15 protein-coding genes are annotated in these 18876 nt (G+C 60.7%); 6 read left to right on the plus strand and 9 right to left on the minus strand.

From position 1 onward, the window contains the following. Positions 1-71: 71 nt before the first annotated feature. The 5 genes from ASC90_RS11155 to ASC90_RS11175 all read right to left on the minus strand — a co-directional run bounded on the left by ASC90_RS11155 (position 72) and on the right by ASC90_RS11175 (position 5629). Positions 72-1247 carry an MFS transporter gene (locus ASC90_RS11155; RefSeq protein WP_056539691.1) on the minus strand — a complete coding sequence of 392 codons (1176 nt, stop codon included), beginning with the start codon at positions 1245-1247 and terminating at the stop codon, positions 72-74. Between the two features lie 124 nt (positions 1248-1371). Further along, on the minus strand, positions 1372-2175 hold the full coding sequence (gene murI / locus ASC90_RS11160; RefSeq protein WP_056539693.1) for a glutamate racemase: 804 nt from the start codon (positions 2173-2175) through the stop codon (positions 1372-1374). After that, positions 2156-2986, minus strand: a complete 831-nt coding sequence (locus tag ASC90_RS11165) for an RNA methyltransferase (protein WP_056539695.1) — start codon at positions 2984-2986, stop codon at positions 2156-2158. The genes murI and ASC90_RS11165 overlap by 20 nt, the downstream gene beginning before the upstream one ends. A gap of 59 nt (positions 2987-3045) precedes the next feature. Beyond that, on the minus strand, positions 3046-5013 hold the full coding sequence (locus ASC90_RS11170; protein WP_056540251.1) for an FUSC family protein: 1968 nt from the start codon (positions 5011-5013) through the stop codon (positions 3046-3048). A gap of 85 nt (positions 5014-5098) precedes the next feature. Continuing rightward, a complete protein-coding gene (locus ASC90_RS11175) occupies positions 5099-5629 on the minus strand; it encodes a hypothetical protein (RefSeq protein ID WP_056539698.1) in 531 nt (176 codons plus the stop codon). A 188-nt stretch (positions 5630-5817) separates the two neighbouring features. On the opposite strand from ASC90_RS11175, the gene ASC90_RS11180 reads away from it, so the two are divergent. The 3 genes from ASC90_RS11180 to ASC90_RS11190 all read left to right on the plus strand — a co-directional run bounded on the left by ASC90_RS11180 (position 5818) and on the right by ASC90_RS11190 (position 8257). Then, positions 5818-7029 carry an NADP-dependent isocitrate dehydrogenase gene (locus ASC90_RS11180; RefSeq protein ID WP_056539701.1) on the plus strand — a complete coding sequence of 404 codons (1212 nt, stop codon included), beginning with the start codon at positions 5818-5820 and terminating at the stop codon, positions 7027-7029. 85 nt (positions 7030-7114) lie between these two features. After that, positions 7115-7555 carry a GNAT family N-acetyltransferase gene (locus ASC90_RS11185; protein ID WP_056540253.1) on the plus strand — a complete coding sequence of 147 codons (441 nt, stop codon included), beginning with the start codon at positions 7115-7117 and terminating at the stop codon, positions 7553-7555. A gap of 75 nt (positions 7556-7630) precedes the next feature. Next, on the plus strand, positions 7631-8257 hold the full coding sequence (locus tag ASC90_RS11190; RefSeq protein WP_056539703.1) for a glutathione S-transferase family protein: 627 nt from the start codon (positions 7631-7633) through the stop codon (positions 8255-8257). Between the two features lie 158 nt (positions 8258-8415). On the opposite strand, the gene alaS is transcribed toward ASC90_RS11190, so the two are convergent. Both alaS and recA read right to left on the minus strand, forming a co-directional pair. Beyond that, complete coding sequence (alaS, locus tag ASC90_RS11195; RefSeq protein ID WP_056539705.1) at positions 8416-11076, minus strand: alanine--tRNA ligase; 2661 nt, start codon at positions 11074-11076, stop codon at positions 8416-8418. A gap of 156 nt (positions 11077-11232) precedes the next feature. Continuing rightward, complete coding sequence (recA, locus tag ASC90_RS11200; protein WP_056539706.1) at positions 11233-12309, minus strand: recombinase RecA; 1077 nt, start codon at positions 12307-12309, stop codon at positions 11233-11235. 240 nt (positions 12310-12549) lie between these two features. Between recA and ASC90_RS11205 the strand changes: the two genes are divergently transcribed. Together ASC90_RS11205 and ASC90_RS11210 are read left to right on the plus strand one after the other, a co-directional pair. After that, on the plus strand, positions 12550-13494 hold the full coding sequence (locus ASC90_RS11205; RefSeq protein WP_056539707.1) for a carbohydrate kinase family protein: 945 nt from the start codon (positions 12550-12552) through the stop codon (positions 13492-13494). Between the two features lie 29 nt (positions 13495-13523). Continuing rightward, complete coding sequence (locus ASC90_RS11210) at positions 13524-14450, plus strand: pseudouridine-5'-phosphate glycosidase (protein WP_056540255.1); 927 nt, start codon at positions 13524-13526, stop codon at positions 14448-14450. 30 nt (positions 14451-14480) lie between these two features. On the opposite strand, the gene ASC90_RS11215 is transcribed toward ASC90_RS11210, so the two are convergent. Then, the gene (locus ASC90_RS11215) at positions 14481-17081 is read right to left on the minus strand and encodes a PAS domain-containing sensor histidine kinase (RefSeq protein ID WP_056539708.1); all 2601 of its coding nucleotides are present in this window, start codon (positions 17079-17081) and stop codon (positions 14481-14483) included. Between the two features lie 285 nt (positions 17082-17366). Between ASC90_RS11215 and ASC90_RS11220 the strand changes: the two genes are divergently transcribed. After that, complete coding sequence (locus ASC90_RS11220) at positions 17367-18335, plus strand: flagellar biosynthetic protein FliO (protein ID WP_056539709.1); 969 nt, start codon at positions 17367-17369, stop codon at positions 18333-18335. 68 nt (positions 18336-18403) lie between these two features. Here the strand turns inward: ASC90_RS11220 and dksA are convergent, their stop codons facing one another. Next, on the minus strand, positions 18404-18823 hold the full coding sequence (gene dksA / locus ASC90_RS11225; RefSeq protein WP_056539714.1) for an RNA polymerase-binding protein DksA: 420 nt from the start codon (positions 18821-18823) through the stop codon (positions 18404-18406). Positions 18824-18876 lie beyond the last annotated feature (53 nt).

Below are 18876 nucleotides of genomic sequence, written 5' to 3' on the forward strand. Positions count from 1 at the left end.
CTCTCTAGCAGATTCGCCAAGCGATGCTCGGCTTCACCGACGAAACCCACAGCCAATCGCGCGCAGCCGGATCAGGCTGCCTTTTCCGCATCCGGCTCGGCCCGGTCTTCCAGAATCCTTGGCGTCAGCATTCTCGTAAACAGCAGGCTGGCGGTCAGGGGAACGAGCAGAATTGCCAATCCGATGCGCAACCCCCACACCTCGCCCACGAAGCCAATCAGTGGTGGCCCGACAAGGAACCCTCCCAGCGCTATGAACGTGAGAATGGCAACGCTCGCCGCCGCTGGCCGGTCCGTCAGGCTTGCCGATGCCGTCACGGCGAGTGGGAAGCCGACCGAAACGCCGATACCTATGGCTGCGAAGCCGAAAAGCGCAACGGCGGTGTTCGGTGCCAAGAGTACGATCAGCAACCCGGCTAGCGATGCGCAACCGCAGCCGCGCGCAATGGCAACAGCTCCGAACCGGCTTTTCATGTAGTCTCCGCCGAACCGTCCGGTCGCCACGAGGCAAGCAAAGACCGAATAGCCAAGCCCGGTGGTGGCGCCGCTCGCAAGAAGCACGTCCTTGAGATAGACCGCCGACCAGTCGGCAATCGCGCCTTCGGTCATCGTGATGCCAAAGGTAAAGGCGCAAATGCCAAGAAGGGCAGCGCTCGGCAGTTTGAATGGTGCAGTCGGCGCGTGGGATGTCGCGCTGGCCACGCTATCGCCACGCGGCAGGCGGACGCTTGTCGCCAGCGCCAGCGGCAGCACCAGCAGCGCCGTCACCGCGATCGACCAATTGGCCGGCAGATGCAGCGCAGCCGCACCGACACCCAGCAAGCTTCCCACCATGATGCCCAGACTCCAGAACCCGTGACAACGGCTCATGATCACCAGTCCTGTCGTCTTCTCGGCCCGATCGGCCTCGACGTTCAGGCCGAGTTCGAGCGTCGACAAGGCCAGCCCCACGACCAGCAAGCTGACGAACAGCATTGCGATGCTATCGGTGAAGGCCGGCAGCGACACCACAGCCAGAAAAACAACGAACCCGTATATGATGGTTGCGCGACCACCGATCCGCGACACCAGCCGACCGGCAAAGGGGAGAGCCGCCAAGGTCCCGACAGGCAACCCCAACAACGCAATGGCGAGATCGGCGGGGCCCATCCCGAGCCTCGACTGAATATCCGGGATGCGCGGTAACCAGCTGCCGAAGGCGATCGGCTGCAAAAAGAAAATCAGCATCACAAGTCTTTGAAACGGCATCGATCTTCCCCTGCACCATTGAAGAAGCCAAACCCGTCAGCGATTCCCCGTCTGCCAGCTTGCGCGATCGGCCACCGGAATGAAAGCTTGCGCGCCTGAAAATGATACCAACTTCAGTCCAAACCTAGCGGGTCGTAAGACCGAACCCCTGCATGAGCCTTCTTGTCGGGAAATCCGGATTGCCGGAGGTGAAGACGGCAAAATCAAAACTGTCGGGATGAACCGCATCCGCGATCTCGGGAACGAGAGTACGCGCCCGCCGGGCGATGGCTTCCGCCGGGTCGAGCCAGTCCACCGGCCACGGCGCAAGACGTCGGAAGATATTGGCCATGAAGGGATAATGCGTACAGGCGAGCACGACGATGTCGGTCTTGCGACCGTCTTTCTCCACGAAGCATTGTTCGATCTCGGCAAGCACCGCCTCGTCGGAGACGACATCACCCCTGATATAGGATTCCGCCATCCGCGCCAAATTCTCCGAGCCGACCAGACGGACATGGCATTGCTGCGCGAAGGACTGGATCAGGTCGCGTGTATAGGCGCGCTTGACTGTCCCGGGCGTGGCCAGCACCGACACCAGCCCCGACCGCGTGCGTTCCGCAGCCGGCTTGATGGCAGGCACCGTGCCGACGAACGTCATCTGTGGAAAGGCCGCGCGCAGATCCGCGCCAACGAGCGTAAACGCGGTATTGCATGCGATGATACAGACCTCCGGATCATGCTCCCGGAGCAGCTTGGCAAACAGGCCGATCACCCGCTCCCTGAGCGCTTGTTCCTCCCAGCCGCCATAGGGAAAGCCGGCGTCGTCTGCGATGTAAACGAAGCCCCGCTCCGGCATCAGGACCCGAGCCTCACGCAACACGGTAAGCCCGCCAATGCCGGAATCGAAGACCAGGACGGGTTTCAGCTCATTCGCCGGCGCTATCATCTTTCGGCTGTTCCTTGGTGTCTGCGGGAGCCCGGCTACCGCGCGGATACTGTCGCGAGAAACGGTCGAGGGAGGATATCACGCCGCGCAACACGCTGATTTCCTGCTCGGTGAAGGCGCGGCGCGAAAGTACGGCCCGGAGATTGTCGATCATTTTGGGCTTTTTCGCGGGCGGATGGAAATAATTGCGCGCGTCGAGCGCCTCTTCCAGTTGGTCGCGGAGACCGAGGAACTGCTCCTTGGTCGACTGCGTCTGGGACATCGCCTGGAAGGGTACCTCACCGGTATCCTCCATTCCGGATTTCATCCACTCGTAGGACATCAGTAGCACCGCTTGCGCGATGTTCAGCGATGCAAAGGCTGGATTGACTGGAAAGGTTACGATCTCGTCGGCAATCGCCACTTCCTCGTTGGTCAGTCCCCAGCGTTCCCGGCCAAACAGAATGCCGGTGCCTTCACCCGCCCTGAACCTGGAGCGCAACGTCTCTGCGGCAACCACGGGAGAACGCACCGGTTTGAAGCCGTCGCGTTCACGCGCCGTCGTCGCGTAGACGAAGTTGAGGTCGGCAACAGCCTGCTCCAGCGTCTCAAAAACCTTTGTGCCCTCGATGACGTGGTCAGCCTTGGAAGCCGCCGCCTGTGCCTTCTCGTTCGGCCATCCGTCGCGGGGATTAACGAGCCTGAGTTCCGAAAGACCGAAATTGGCCATGGCGCGTGCCACCATCCCGATGTTCTCGCCCATTTGCGGCTCGACCAGAATGATAACGGGACCTTCGGTCAGAAGTAAGCGCTCGCTGTTCGTGCCTGCCATGAAGTCTCGATCCTTTTGCTATGCGCGGGAATAGCCAACGCTGGCCGAAACGGCAAGACTTAAGCATCCGGGTAAAGCCGGCCGAGCGTCGCGCCAATCATTTCCAGGCCAAGTCGCGAACCGGGCCCGGACAGCGACAGGTGCCGCTGTGGCACACCAACGCCATTACGATCAACAGAGAAGCAATCCGACTTCCGCTTCGACAACGACGCGACCTGAACAAGGTCTGCTGCGACGAGACGCTGCGTATCGTCATCCGCAACCGAAGCATCGTGGTTCTTCGCTACCAGCCGCGCCCAGTAGGTTGCAGCAAGAAAGATCGCAAGCGTCTGGCGGATGTGTCCCGGCCTGGTGACAACAGACCATGCAGAGCCCAGCGGGCGTGCTGACGCAGCAAGATTGCGATACGCCTCATCCAGCTTCTGCGACAGCGCAATCAATTTGTAGGTCGGCGCGCCTGCCGAGACTGCGGTCAACAGTTCCTCAAGTGCTCCAAACCATTTGCCAAGTACCGCGTCAAGCGCGCCACGCGTGCGGGCTGGAAAGACCACAAAGGCGACAAAGGTCCCGACGGCGGCACCCAGCGCAGTTTCCTCTACACGCAGCAGCAGCACGCCGATGGTCAACGACCCGATCAGGCCGTAGACCAGACACAGGCTGATCGACACAAAGAATGTCATCGTCGCGTAGGACGTCTGCAGGAAATAGAAAGCCAGGAAGATGGCTAAAGTGGTTAGCGCTGTCGCCACGACCATGTGACCGTTGAGGACAGTCGCCAGTCCAAGCCCGATTGCGATACCGAATAGCGTGCCAACCGAGCGCTGCAGCGCCTTCATTGCCGTGTCGCCGCGCGAGTTCGTATTGGTGAACACCAGAAACGAGGCGAGCACCGCCCAGAACCACCGCTCGCGGGAAAGCGCCAGCCCGAGCGCCATCGCAATTGCCGACGCAAGCGTGATTTGCAGAGCCGCACGGACCAAAGGATTTCCCAGGGAAAAATCTAACTTTTTCACCAGGCCCGACGTTTCGGTGACGGCGGCAAGCTCGGCGAAACCTGTCGCGTAACCCTGCGTTATCGAGGCTGCAAGCAAACCCCGGGCTTGCCCGAGACGGATAAGTGCCAGCGACGATTCCGCCAGTGGTTCATCACTGTTCAATGCCGGCGTCGAAATCATCTCTCCCTCGATGATCGCATGAACCAGCCCGAATGACGGCAGCGTCTGGGAACTGAGCATGATAGCGCTGTCGGCGGCAAGATGTGCATCGAATAGGCGGACCACCAGCTCACCCGCGGGCTCGGTTGCGGCATCCAGCACGCCATCAGACGGACGTGGAATAAAGCTTTCCGCCATCAGCACGACCTCTTTCATACGCTCTTCCAGCCGGTTCAACTCCTGCCGGTCACGTTCCGAGACCCGCCCTTCGACTGCCAGCGTCGCGATCTTGAAGAGTATCTGATTGATGCGTCCGCGCACGCTCTCGAGAGACCGAAGCAGGTCTCGCCGCCAGTCGTCGGCAAGCACCAGGGAACGTGCCGCCTGCCCGATCAGTGCTGAAACAACGGGACCGATCGCGACAAGCGGAAGCTCGGCTAACGGTGGCCGAAAGTACGCCCCCATGAAGTACGATATGAAGGCGAACATTCCGATCGCATGGCCTCTCGGGCCGAAAATGCGCGCCGAGGCGGCCAGAAAGATGATCAGAAGGAAGGCACAATCGGAAGCAAAGCGGTGTGCCTCGAGACCGGCCGCGATGCCGACGACGACAATGCTTGCTGCACAACCAAGCAGGCGCGTCACCAACTGCTGCGCGCCGCCTTTGTCACGCACGGCAACGCCGCTTTCGATCGATAGCACAATTCCGAGCCCGTAGGAGACCGCAGGAAGCGGAACCAGGAAGTGGTCGATTGCGACCAGCACTACAAACGACAACGCGATCGTCAATGTCACGCGCGAAGCGACCCGCAGGCGTGATAGCGCCGGATCGTTCGCGAGCAGCCAATCTCGGAAATCAAAACCGAAAAACAAGCCGTTCTGGCCTCTCAAGCAGAGTAAATGCGTTCTACCCTTCCCGCTCAGATACCGTCACCCGCCTCAAAATCAAACGCCGGCTTCACTCGCCCTTGGCGATCTGCACCATGGTGGTCTTGAGCGAGTTCGGCGGCTGGCCCGGATCGCCTTCGGTTAAGAAGTCATCGATGACCGGCTTACCGCCCTCATCGATCACCTCGAAGCGCACTGTTGATACCGCCTGCTTGTCCGAACCGTCGTCCATGCAGGTCGACTTCTTGAACGTCACGACAACCTCGGTCACGCCGTCGGCGCCAGGCTTCGGAGTGTAAGTAAGGTCCTCCAGCGGGCAGGCGTCCTGACCGTTGACGATGACATCATAGTCGAAAGGCGAGATTCCATCCTCGTCGGCAGCGGGATTTTGCACCGCTGCCCGATACTTCGTGACGAAGTCCGTGCTGTAGATCCGCGCAAGCCTGCTCTCGTCGAAAATGTCGACCCAATCGGCGTCCGTGCCCGACCAGTTCTTGATCGTGGCATCCATGATTTCCTTGACCGGCGCTGTCGTATCGGCGGCAAATGCTGAAACGGTCAAGCCAAGCAAAAACGGAAAAACGAACGAAATATTTCTCATGATCAATGTCCGGGGCCATGGTTTTGGGCGGAGACTAGCCATTTTCGTTCGCTTGGCAATGCCCGCAAAAACAGACCGTTCTGCCCTGCTTCCGACTTTGCACTCCCGGCACACAATGCTATAGCGCACGGGATTTGATGTCACCCACGCGGGACGCCCGTCCCTCCAAAGCTTCACGAGGCAGATACATGAAGAAGATCAAGGTCGCCAACCCCGTCGCCGATCTCGACGGCGATGAAATGACACGCATCATCTGGCAGCTCATCAAGGATAAGCTGATCCATCCGTATCTCGACCTCGATATCGATTACTTCGACCTCTCCGTCGAAAACCGCGACGCCACCAACGATCAGGTAACGATCGACGCCGCCCACGCCATCAAGAAGCACGGCGTCGGTATCAAGTGCGCGACGATCACGCCCGATGAAGACCGTGTCAAGGAATTCAACCTGAAGCAGATGTGGAAGAGCCCGAACGGCACGATCCGCAACATCCTCGGCGGCGTCATCTTCCGCGAGCCGATCATCTGCCAGAACGTTCCGCGTCTGGTTCCCGGCTGGACCAAGCCGATCGTTGTCGGCCGTCATGCTTTCGGCGACCAGTACAAGGCAACCGATTTCAAATTCCCGGGCAAGGGCAAGCTGTCGATCAAGTTCGTCGGCGAAGACGGCCAGGTGATCGAGAAGGACGTCTTCGACGCCCCCGGCGCCGGCGTTGCCATGGCCATGTACAACCTCGACGAATCGATCCGCGAATTCGCTCGCGCCTCTATGATGTACGGCCTGATGCGCAAGTGGCCGGTCTACCTCTCGACCAAGAACACCATCCTCAAGGCCTATGACGGCCGCTTCAAGGATATCTTCGAAGAGATCTACCAGACCGAGTTCAAGGAAAAGTTCGCCGAAGTCGGCATCACCTACGAACATCGCCTGATCGACGACATGGTCGCCTCGGCGTTGAAGTGGTCCGGTGGCTACGTCTGGGCCTGCAAGAACTACGACGGCGACGTCCAGTCCGACACCGTTGCCCAAGGCTTTGGCTCGCTCGGCCTGATGACCTCGGTCCTGCTGTCGCCGGACGGCCGCACGGTCGAAGCCGAAGCGGCTCACGGTACGGTTACCCGCCACTACCGCCAGCACCAGAAGGGCCAGGAAACCTCTACGAACTCGATCGCTTCGATCTTTGCCTGGACGCGCGGCCTCGCGCACCGCGCAAAGCTGGACGACAACACCGAACTGGCGAACTTCGCAACTACCCTCGAAAAGGTCTGCGTCGATACGGTTGAAGCCGGCTTCATGACCAAGGATCTGGCGCTGCTGATCGGCCCCGACCAGCCTTGGCTGTCGACCACTGCTTTCCTCGACAAGATCGACGAGAACCTGCAGAAGGCGATGGCATAAGTCGTCTCATATATGCGAACCATACGGCGGGGATTTCCCCGCCGTTTTCGTTTCTGGGGACACCATAAGGGGAGCAAGAACAATGATGACGATCCGCCCGCTGCAGCCGTCCGACCGTGCCGCCTGGGAACCGCTCTGGCAGGGCTATCAGCGCTTCTACGAGACCGTCATTCCGCCGGAGACCACGGATCTCACATGGAGCCGCTTTAACGAGCCGACCGAAGACATGCACGCGCTCGGCGCATTCGATGACACCGGCCACCTGGTCGGAATTGTTCACGCCATCTTCCATCGCTCCACGTGGTTGGCGAAATGGACGTGCTATCTGCAGGATCTCTACGTCGACGACAGCCAGCGCGGGCTGGGAACCGGTGCTGCTTTGATCGAAGCGGTCGCCGATCTTGCCCGCGAGAATGGTGCTGGGCGTCTTTACTGGATGACGCACGAGACCAACGCCACTGCGCGAAAACTCTACGATAGGATCGCCTCACGCTCCGGCTTCATTCAATACCGCAAGCCTCTATAGGCTGGTGCCGCCGACATACACTCTGGCCGAGTAACGTTCCCGCTCTACTTCTCCCTGAAATCACGGGAGGAGATGATGGCGGAAGACCTGGTATTTTATACAAACCCCATGTCGCGTGGCCGCATAGCCCGCTGGATGCTCGAGGAAACCGGCGTGCCATACCGCACCGAACTCCTGACCTTCGGCGAAACCATGAAGGAGCCGGATTACCTGTCGGTCAATCCGATGGGCAAGGTTCCGGCAATCCGACATCGCGACACGATTGTCACCGAATGTGCCGCGATCTGTGCCTATCTCGCCGAAACGTTTCCGGAATCTGGACTTGCCCCGACGCCGAGCGAGCGCGGCGACTATTACCGCTGGATGTTCTTTGCCGCCGGGCCACTGGAGGCAAGCGTCACGCTCAAGGCGCTGGGTTTCGAGATCCCGAGGGATCGCCTGCGCATGGCCGGCTGCGGAAGCTTCGGCGACGTCATGGGCACCCTCGAAAAGGCGGTGTCGCGCGCTCCCTATATTGCGGGCGACCGCTTCACGGCCGCGGACGTCTATGTCGGCGCGCATATCGGCTGGGGCCTCGGCTTCGGCAGCATCGAAAAGCGCCAGGCCTTCGTCGACTATCACGACCGCATCAGCCAGCGCGACGCTTACAGGAGGGCGAACGAACTCGACGACGAGGCCGGCAAGGCCATGCAGGCTGCATAAGCGGCCAGTCAGGCCAGACCAGGGCAAGGGCAGTCGGCACCTCATGCAAATACGATCCGTTGCACGAGGCCAAAGCCCCTCTGAAAAATCCGACTGAATTTGCCAACCTGTAAAGAGAAAGCCGGAGACCAGCGCCGACTTCCCGCTTGATCGGCTACTCAGCTCGCCATGGCGACGGCGACAGCCTCGATCGCATCGTCCGCCTTCGAGCCATCCGGGCCACCGGCCTGCGCCATATCAGGGCGACCGCCGCCGCCCTTGCCACCGAGAGCGGCAGACGCAACCCGCACCAGATCTACGGCGCTGAAACGACCGATCAGATCCGGCGTCACGGCAACCACCGCGCTCGCCTTGCCGTCATCGGACACACCGATCAATGCCACGACGCCCGAACCGAGGCTGGCCTTGCCGTCATCGGCAAGACCCTTCAGGTCCTTCGGATCGACGCCCGAAATCGCCTTGCCGAGGAACTTGACGCCGCCGACCTCGCGAACAGCATCTTCAGAGCCGCCCTGCCCGCCGCCCATGGCAAGCTTGCGCTTGGCATCGGCCAGCTCTTTTTCCAGCTTGCGGCGGTCGTCCATCAGCGCTTCGACGCGCGACAGCACTTCTCCCGGCTGCACCTTCAGCGCGCCGGCCAGAGCCTTCACCCGCTCGTCCTGCTCGGCGAGATAGGCACGCGCCGCCTCGCCGGTCACCGCCTCGATGCGGCGCACGCCGGAGCTGACGGCGCTGTCGCCGAGAATACGCACCAGGCCAATGTCACCGGTCGCAGACACGTGTGTGCCACCGCAGAGTTCGATCGAATACGGCTTACCAGTCTTGGCACCGTGCAGGCCCTGGCCCATGGCCACGACACGCACTTCATCGCCATACTTCTCACCGAACAGCGCCATGGCGCCTTCGGCGCGGGCGTCGTCGACGCTCATCAGACGTGTTGTCACCGGCGAGTTCTGCAGGATGATCTCGTTGGCCATATCCTCGACCACCTTGAGTTCTTCCGCCGACATCGGCTTCGGGTGCGAAACGTCGAAGCGCAGGCGATCCGGCGTCACCAGCGAGCCCTTCTGGGCGACATGGTGGCCCAGCACCTCGCGCAGCGCTTCATGCAGAAGATGCGTTGCCGAGTGGTTGGCGCGGATATGCGAGCGGCGGGCGTGATCGACGGTCATCGCCACGGCGTCGCCAGCCTTGATCGTGCCCTCGACGACGGTGCCGATATGCACGAACAGTCCTTCGCCACGCTTCTGCGTGTCTGTGACCTCGACCTTGCCACTGTCCGACGAAACGATCCCGGCATCGCCCATCTGGCCACCGGATTCGCCATAGAACGGCGTCTGGGTGACGACGATCTGGACCTTGTCTCCGCTGGCAGCGCTTTCAACCGATGCGCCGTCCTTGACAATCGCCTGTACCACGCCTTCGGCGGTTTCGGTGTCGTAGCCGAGGAATTCCGTCGCACCATGCTTGTCGCGCAGCTCGAACCAGATGGTTTCGGTCGCCTTGTCGCCGGAGCCGGCCCAATGCGAACGGGCCTCGGCCTTCTGCCGTTCCATTGCATCGGTGAAGCCACTGAGATCGACATTGATTTCGCGGGCGCGCAGGGCGTCCTGCGTCAGGTCGAGCGGGAAGCCATAGGTGTCGTAGAGCTTGAAGGCGGTCTCGCCGTCGAGCATGTCGCCCTTGCCCAACGTCGTCGTCGCATCCGACAGCAACGACAGGCCGCGCTTCAGCGTCGTGCGGAACTTGGTTTCCTCGAGCTTCAGCGTCTCGGTGATCAGCGCCTCGGCCCGCACCAGTTCCGGATAGGCACGGCCCATCTGCTGGATCAGCGCCGGCAGCAGCTTCCACATTAGCGGCTCACGGGCGCCGAGCAACTCGGCGTGGCGCATGGCGCGGCGCATGATGCGGCGCAGAACGTAACCGCGACCTTCGGCGGACGGCAGTACGCCGTCGGCAATTAGGAAGGCCGACGAACGCAGATGGTCGGCGATGACCCGGTGGCTGGCACGCTGCTCGCCTTCGGCCTTGACGCCGGTGGCTTCTTCGGACGCCGCAATCAGCGCCCGGAACAGGTCGATGTCGTAGTTGTCATGCTGGCCCTGCAGCAGCGCGGCCACACGCTCGAGACCCATGCCGGTATCGATCGACGGCCGCGGCAGGTCGACACGCTCTTCCTTGGTGATCTGCTCGTACTGCATGAAGACGAGGTTCCAGATCTCGATGAAACGGTCGCCATCTTCCTCAGGCGAGCCGGGAGGTCCGCCCCATATGTGATCGCCGTGATCGTAGAATATCTCGGAACAGGGACCGCAGGGACCGGTATCGCCCATCGCCCAGAAGTTGTCGCTGGTCGGGATGCGGATGATCCTGTCGTCGGTCAGGCCGGCGATCTTCTTCCAGAGACCGAAGGCTTCGTCATCCGTGTGATAGACGGTGACCAGCAGGCGCTTGGCATCGATGCCGAACTCCTTGGTGATCAGGGTCCAGGCATGCTCGATCGCCTGCTCCTTGAAATAATCACCAAAGGAGAAATTACCTAGCATTTCGAAGAAGGTATGGTGACGGGCGGTGTAGCCGACATTGTCGAGGTCGTTATGCTTGCCACCGGCGCGCACGCACTTTTGCGCCGTCGATGCTGTTTTGTAGGGACGCTGCTCCAGACCGGTGAACACGTTCTTGAACTGCACCATGCCGGCATTGGTAAACATCAGCGTTGGGTCATTGCGCGGCACGAGCGGGCTGGACGAAACGATCTCGTGGCCGTTCTTCTTGAAGTAGTCGAGGAAGGTCGACCGGATTTCGTTCACACCGCTCATGCTATGCCCTTCAGTGCTGCCCAAGGCAGGTCAAATCTTGAAAATTCAGTGGCTTTTATCGCCCGCGTTAACCACTGTCCAGCAGACAAACAAAACCGGCCGCATTCTGGTCAAGGAATGCAGCCGGTTCTGAACTATTCAGCGACAGTTGAAGGCTTATTCGCCGTCCGCATCATTGGCATCAGGACCGCCATTCTGCAGCTTCTCGGCGAGCAGGCCGGCATTCTGGCGGATCGACGTCTCGATCTCGCGCATCACCTCGGGATTGTCGCGCAAGAAGATCTTGGCGTTCTCGCGACCCTGCCCGAGCCGCTGGCTGTTGTAGGAGAACCAGGCACCCGACTTCTCGACGATCCCGGCCTTGACGCCGAGGTCGACCAGTTCGCCGGTCTTCGAGACGCCTTCGCCATACATGATGTCGAATTCGACCTGCTTGAACGGAGGGGCCATCTTGTTCTTGACGACCTTGACGCGCGTCTGGTTGCCGATCACCTCTTCTCGTTCCTTGACCGCACCGATACGGCGAATGTCGAGGCGAACCGATGCATAGAACTTCAGCGCGTTACCACCCGTCGTCGTTTCGGGGGAGCCGAACATGACGCCGATCTTCATGCGGATCTGGTTGATGAAGATCACCATGGTCTTCGATTTCGAGATCGAAGCCGTCAGTTTGCGAAGCGCCTGGCTCATCAATCGTGCCTGAAGACCAGGCAGGCTGTCGCCCATTTCGCCTTCGATTTCAGCACGCGGCGTCAATGCAGCAACCGAGTCCACCACAAGCACGTCAACCGCACCGGATCGGACCAGCGTATCGGTGATTTCGAGCGCCTGCTCACCAGTATCAGGCTGGGAGATCAGAAGATTGTGCAGATCGACGCCCAGCTTGCGGGCATAGACCGGATCAAGCGCGTGTTCGGCATCGACGAAAGCGCAGATGCCGCCCTTCTTCTGGGCTTCTGCGATGGTCTGCAGCGCCAGCGTCGTCTTGCCCGAGCTTTCCGGTCCGTAAATCTCGACGATGCGGCCCTTGGGAAGTCCGCCGATACCAAGCGCGATATCGAGCCCGAGCGAGCCCGTCGAAACCGTCTCGATCTCGACCACGCTCTCGTTCGAGCCCAGCTTCATGATAGAGCCCTTGCCGAACGACCGCTCTATCTGTGAGAGTGCCGCTTCAAGTGCCTTGCTTTTGTCCACCGATTTGTCCTCTACGAGCCGCAATGTATTCTGTGACATTCGATCCACCTTTAGGTTATTGAAGCCGCTCAAGCAATGTCGCCGCCGATGTGGATTTTGTACCGGATTTGTTCTCATTGCGCAAGTGTCGCTCAAATAATTGAAAGAAAAAGGTAAACCTGCCTGTGTTCTACATTTGTTTTATCGGCGGAAAGCAACGGCTTATGCCGAAGTTGGTTGGCGACCAGCCCGCCGTTTCAGCGCGGCGATTCGTGTCATCCACAGCGGTGGAGCGCTGAGATGAGCCAGAAGATCCTGGTTCTCGGCGGCGCTCACATTGATCGCCGTGGTCGCATCTCCGGTACCACCGCAGTCGGCGCCAGTAATCCCGGAGCGTGGTTCGAAGAACCCGGCGGCGGCGGCTTCAACGCAGCACGCAACCTCGCGCGCCTCGGGTTCGACGTGACCATGATTTCACCCCGCGGTGGCGATCCCACCGGTGAAATGGTCAGTGAGGCAGCCGATTTTGCCGGCGTCAATTACCGCCCCTTTGTCTTCCTGGATCGCAAGACGCCAAGCTATACGGCGATCATCGAGCGTGACGGCAATCTGGTGATCGCCCTGGCGGATATGGATCTCTATCGCATGTTCGTGCCGCGGCGGCTGTCGATACGTGCCGTGCGCGACGCATTCGCGGCAACTGATTTCATTCTTTTCGACGCCAACCTGCCGGAAGAAACGCTTGCCTCCATCGTCTCGCGCGCCAAGGCACTGGAAAAGCCGGTCGGAGCGATTGCCATCTCGCCGGCCAAGGCGGTCAAGTTGAGGCCCTGTGTCGCGGGAATTGACTATCTGTTCCTGAACGAAGCCGAGGCGGCGGCGCTGACCGGCGAGCGCCCCAATGATCCGTCGCATTGGCCATCACTCCTAGGTGACATCGGCGTCCGAGGCGGCGTCGTGACGCGTGGACAACGCGAGCTGATTGGCTTTGCCGGCGGCCGGGTGGTGGCGCTACAACCCGCGGGCGTCGAGGACGTCGCCGACGTTACCGGTGCGGGCGACTCGCTGGCAGCTGGCGTCATCTCCGCGGTGATGAGAGGACTACGGCTTGAAGACGCCGTGCGCGAAGGTGCTGCCGCAGCCGCCCTGACCGTTCAGTCGCCTCACGCGGTCAACGAGAACCTGTCCGCCGATATGCTCCAACAAGCGCTGGCCCTTGTTCCGCAGACGAGAATTGTGCATTGAACCGCAATACCGACGAAGTGGAAAAGACGATGACGAAGCCATTCTCCCCCCTCCTGCCGATCGCCTATTCGAAGGAAGTTGCGAGTGCCAAGCAGCGCGGTGCGCCGATCGTGGCCCTTGAATCGACGATCATCACCCATGGCATGCCCTACCCCGGCAACATCGAAATGGCGCGCAGCGTCGAGTCGATCATCCGTGACCAAGGCGCGGTTCCTGCGACCATCGCAGTTATCCACGGCACGCTGCATGTCGGGCTCGAAGCCGCAGAGCTGGAGCAATTGGCGCAGGCGAAGGACGTGCTGAAGGTTTCGCGGGCCGATCTCGCCTTCGCGATCGCCGAGCGCCGCCATGGCGCCACCACGGTTGCGGCGACGATGATCGCCGCCGCCGGCGCCGGCATCAAGGTCTTTGCCACCGGTGGTATCGGCGGCGTCCATCGCGGCGCCGAAGATAGCTTCGACATTTCCGCTGACCTCGAGGAGCTGGGGCGTACCTGTGTCATCGTCGTCTGCGCCGGTGCCAAGGCGATCCTGGACATTCCGAAAACGCTCGAAGTACTGGAAACGGCGGGCGTCCCGGTGGTCACCTATGAAAGCGAGGAATTTCCTGCCTTCTGGTCGCGTGCCTCTGGATTGCGCAGCCCGTTGACGCTGAACAGCCCGGCCGCAATCGCCAATTTCCAGACGGTTCGCGAGCAACTCGGCATCGACGGCGGCATGCTCGTTGCCAACCCCGTGCCGGAGGCGGACGAAATTCCGCGCGAGGAAATGGAGATCTACATCGAGCGTGCGCTCGACAGCGCCGAGCGCGACGAAATCAGTGGCAAGGAGGTGACGCCGTACCTCCTCAGCACCATCTTCGACCTGACCGACGGACAGAGCCTCAAAACCAATATCGCACTTGTCGAAAACAACGCCCGCCTGGCGGCCGAAATCGCGGTCGCCCTTGGCGAGTGATCAATCCGGGGAGGCGTTGCCGCGCCTCCCTCAGCTGTCCAGCGTCTCCTTGACGACGACGGCGAGCTGCTTCAGCGAAAACGGCTTCGGCAGGAACCCGAATTTCGATTCCGGCGGCAGGTTGCGGGCAAAGGCATCCTCCGCATAGCCCGACACGAAGATGAACTTCAGGTCCGGATATGTCTTGCGCAATTCACGCAACAACGACGGTCCATCCATTTCCGGCATGACAACGTCCGAAACGACGATATCAACCTTGCCGTCAAGTTCCGCCATGATCTCGAGCGCTTCGACGCCCGAACCGGCTTCATGCACAGTATAGCCGCGCGTCTCAAGCATTCGCTTGCCGCCGCGACGCACCGCCTCTTCGTCTTCCACCAGCAGAATGACGGCCGATCCGGTCAGGTCTTCGGGCTGCTCCGCGGTAGCGGGCGCCGGTGTCGCGCGCACGTCGGTTGCGGGCGTCACCGCTTCGGCCTCCGCCGCGATCGCTGGCTCGATAATGTGGCGCGGTAGGAAGACACGGAAGGTCGTGCCCTTGCCCAGCTCTGATTCCGGCTGGATATAGCCGCCCGACTGCTTGACGATGCCATAGACCATGGCGAGACCGAGACCGGTGCCCTTGCCGACTTCCTTCGTCGTGAAGAACGGCTCGAAGATCTTGTCCATGATCTCTGGCGCTATACCGGTACCGTTGTCCGAAACCTCGATAAGAACCATGTCTTCATGCGGCATGTAGGAATAGTTGAACGCCGCAACGTCGGCGGCCGTGGCATTCTTGGTGCGGACCGTCAGTTTTCCGCCCTGTGGCATCGCATCGCGAGCGTTGACGCAAAGATTGATCAGGACCTGCTCGAACTGCGACAGGTCCGTCTTCACCGGCCACAGGTCCCGGCCATATTCGACGTCCAGCTTTACATTGGTGCCGGAAAGCAGCCGGTCCACCAGCATTCTGAGGTCGCCGACAACATCCGTTAGATTGAGTACGCTTGGCCGCATCGTCTGCTTGCGCGAGAAGGCCAGCAGTTGTCGGACCAGCACGGCGGCGCGATTGGCGTTGCGCTTGATTTCCATCAGGTCCGCAAAGCCGGGATCTGCCGGTCGCGCCTGCAGCAACAGATGGTCGGACGACAGCAGAATTGCCGTCAGGACGTTGTTAAAGTCATGGGCAATGCCACCGGCAAGCGTGCCGACAGCATTCATCTTTTGGGTCTGGGCCATCTGGGCCTCGAGTGCCTTCTGCTCAGTCACCTCGACGGCATAGACGATTGCGGCTTCTTCCGGAGCCTCGTCGCTCTGGTCGATCACGGCATTGACGTAGAATCGGAAATGCCGCGCCTCATCGTTCGGCGTGCGGGAATCGATCGGCGGGATATCGCCTTGTCGATCCTTGGCGGCCACCAGCGCCTGCTGCAGCCGCGTCTTGTCGCTGTCTTGCACGATGATTTCGAGAAGAGCGCCATTCTCCACATCGTCACGGGAGACGATGCCAGAGAAGAGCTTCAGGAATGGTGCATTCGTGCGCAGTATGCGTCCGTCGCCATCCACGGAGGCGATCGCCATCGGCGTGTTGTTGAAAAATCGGGTGAACCGCATGGCCGCGACCGAGGCAGACTGATCGCTTTCGCCACCCTTCTGGCGGGTGATCACGATTGTGCGGCTCTCACCCGGGGCGCCGTCGCGCATGGACGTGACGCTGTGAACGATCTGGACCGGCAGGCTCTGCCCATTCGATTTCTTCAGGTCGAGGTCCAGCGTCACCGTCTTTTTCAAGCCCGGATCGGCTTGAACGGATTGGATCAGCGCCAGCCCCTCGCCCGCGACCAGATCTCCGATGTTGACCGAGCCCGGAATGAATTTTGTGAGATCGAGGCCCAGCCATTCCGCCAGCGTTGCGTTGAGGTAAAATATCTCGCCTTTGCGACCGGCGGAAAAGAAACCTGCGGGGGCGTGATCCAGGTAATCGATTGCATTCTGCAATTCCTTGAAAAATCGCTCCTGATCATCGCGTTCCGAGGTGATGTCGGTAATCTGCCAGATCCGCAATGGCTTCCCACCACTCACTTCACTTTGCAGTATACGTGCCTTCAGGCGATACCAATGCGCGCCGGAACCGTTCTGCGATGGGCCTAGCGCCCGCAGCAGCCGGAATTCCTCCCGGCCTTCCCGGCCTTCACGAAGTCCGTTCGAGATACGATACAGCGCTTCGTTCGATTCTCGGTAGCGCGAAAGAAGCGCCTCCAGTGTCTGGACCTCCGTTGACTTTCTCGCGCCGGTCAGCGCGCCGTAGGCAGCGTTGGCATAGACAATCCGGCCCTTCTCGTCGGTGATCAACGACCCATCCGGATGGTTATTCAGGAAGGCGCGCGCCAGGCTGTCGGATTGCCGCTGCGGCATGACCTCGATGAAGCCGATCACCGACGAAACCAGAAAGAATATCCCGACCATGGCAAGAACGCCGAGAACGCCAAGAACCATCTCGTTGTCGAGCGATCTCTTGAAAACGACAAAGGCGGCCGCGGCGCCGATCAGAACCAACGCCAGCAGAATGATCCGCAAAGCCGTCCCTGTGCGCCCCCCGCGGTCCACCAGAGGTTCGCTGTAGTCGTCGGCCTCACGCGGTTTTGTCATGTATTTCCTCGCATGGCCCGCCAGCCTTCACTCGTACAGAGAGACAAAGCAGGAATCAGGCACCTTTTCCTTCTTAGCAACTTGCTGCCCCGGCAAAAACACTGGTCGCGAAGAAGAGTGATTGAATTCACAAGGAACAGCGCCAGTTTCGTCCGCAAAACGAACTGCCGGGGATGAGGCGCTAGTTCCACTTCGGGTTTGCTTGACTGGACAAGGCTATCGACCCTTGTTTACGAAGCGGAAAAGTCGTCATGTGGTTCCAAGACCGCGAAGGAGTGCTTGAATATGTTACAAGACATCATGGGAGCCTATGGCAGCCGCTTTCTTATTGCCGCGGGTGGCGTCGGCATTGGACTGCTGCTTCTCGTCATCGCATTCTGGCTCATGCGCAACCGCGCACCCTCGCCGTTCGTTCGCGGCGGACGCAATCGCCAGCCGCGCCTTCAGGTGCTTGATGCGGCCGCGGTAGATGCCCGCAGACGGCTGGTACTCGTGCGACGGGACGATGTCGAGCACCTGATCATGATCGGCGGACCGACCGATATCGTGATCGAGAGCCGCATCTCCCAAGTGAATGAAACCGCTCCAGAAACAGCCCACACATCAGCAAGCGAACCGGTGGTCCCGGTCAGCGAAGCAACGGTGATGGTCGCAGAGACCGAGCCCACCCCGGAACCGGCCCCCAAGGCAGTCTTGATGGCGCGCAGCCCTGCTCCGGTGGAAATTTACACGCCCGAACCAGCAACCATCGAGGTACGGCCCGAACCATCGGTCGCGCCCGCGCCGGTCATGCCGGAGCGCGAGCGGGCAAACCGCCCTGCCCCCGCCGTCGAGCCGCGCCCGCAGCCACAAACGACACCCGCGTCCGTCGAACCAATGATGGCGGCCGATATTCTGGAATCAGCTCGCCAGCGTGTCCTGCAACCGCGCGTCGAACCGCAGATGGCCGCCTCTCGAACACCGCCGATGGTGCCACCCATCGCGCCGGCACCCGCCGAAATCGCTGCCCAGCCAGCTGTGCCGGCCTCTCATCCGAGCGATTTTCAGCGCATACTCGAAGAGGAAATGACAAGCACGCTGGCCGCGCATCGGGTTGTTCCGGCACCAAACCCCGCCGCGCCACGTCCGGTTCCGACGCCTGGCAACCCGCCACGTCGAGATCCGGAAATGGCGCCCATAACCGGTGCAGACGCAGCGCTCCAAAACGAAGTCGCTCGAATTTTCGGCGAGATGAGCGTCAACCGCGACAAGTAATCCGGAGCGCCAACAAAAAAGGCACCGCGATCGCCGCGGTGCCTCGAAATTTTCCGATACTACCGAGCCTATTCGTCTCGGTAAACCTTCTCCCGGCGCTCATGTCGTTCCTGCGCTTCGATCGAGAGCGTTGCAATCGGTCGGGCGTCGAGACGCTTCAGACCGATCGGTTCGCCTGTTTCTTCGCAATAACCGTAAGTGCCGTCCTCGATACGTTGCAGTGCTGCGTCGATCTTGGAAATCAACTTTCTCTGGCGGTCACGTGCACGCAGTTCGATCGCGCGGTCGGTCTCGGACGATGCCCTGTCTGCGAGGTCCGGATGGTTTGCGCTTTCCTCAGCAAGATGCTCGAGGGTCTCGCGCGCCTCTCTGAGGATGTCGTTCCGCCAGGCGACCAGCTTGGACCTGAAGTAGGCCCGCTGGTTGCCGTTCATGAAGTCTTCCTCTTCCGAGGGTACATAGTTGCTAAGATCGATCTTCTCACTCAACGCGATTCTCCTGAAGAACATCTCATCTGGCGGCTGTATATCGCGAGCACCAC

Origin of the sequence: Rhizobium sp. Root1220, from assembly GCF_001426265.1 — a bacterium.
Classification (GTDB): Bacteria; Pseudomonadota; Alphaproteobacteria; order Rhizobiales; family Rhizobiaceae; genus Rhizobium.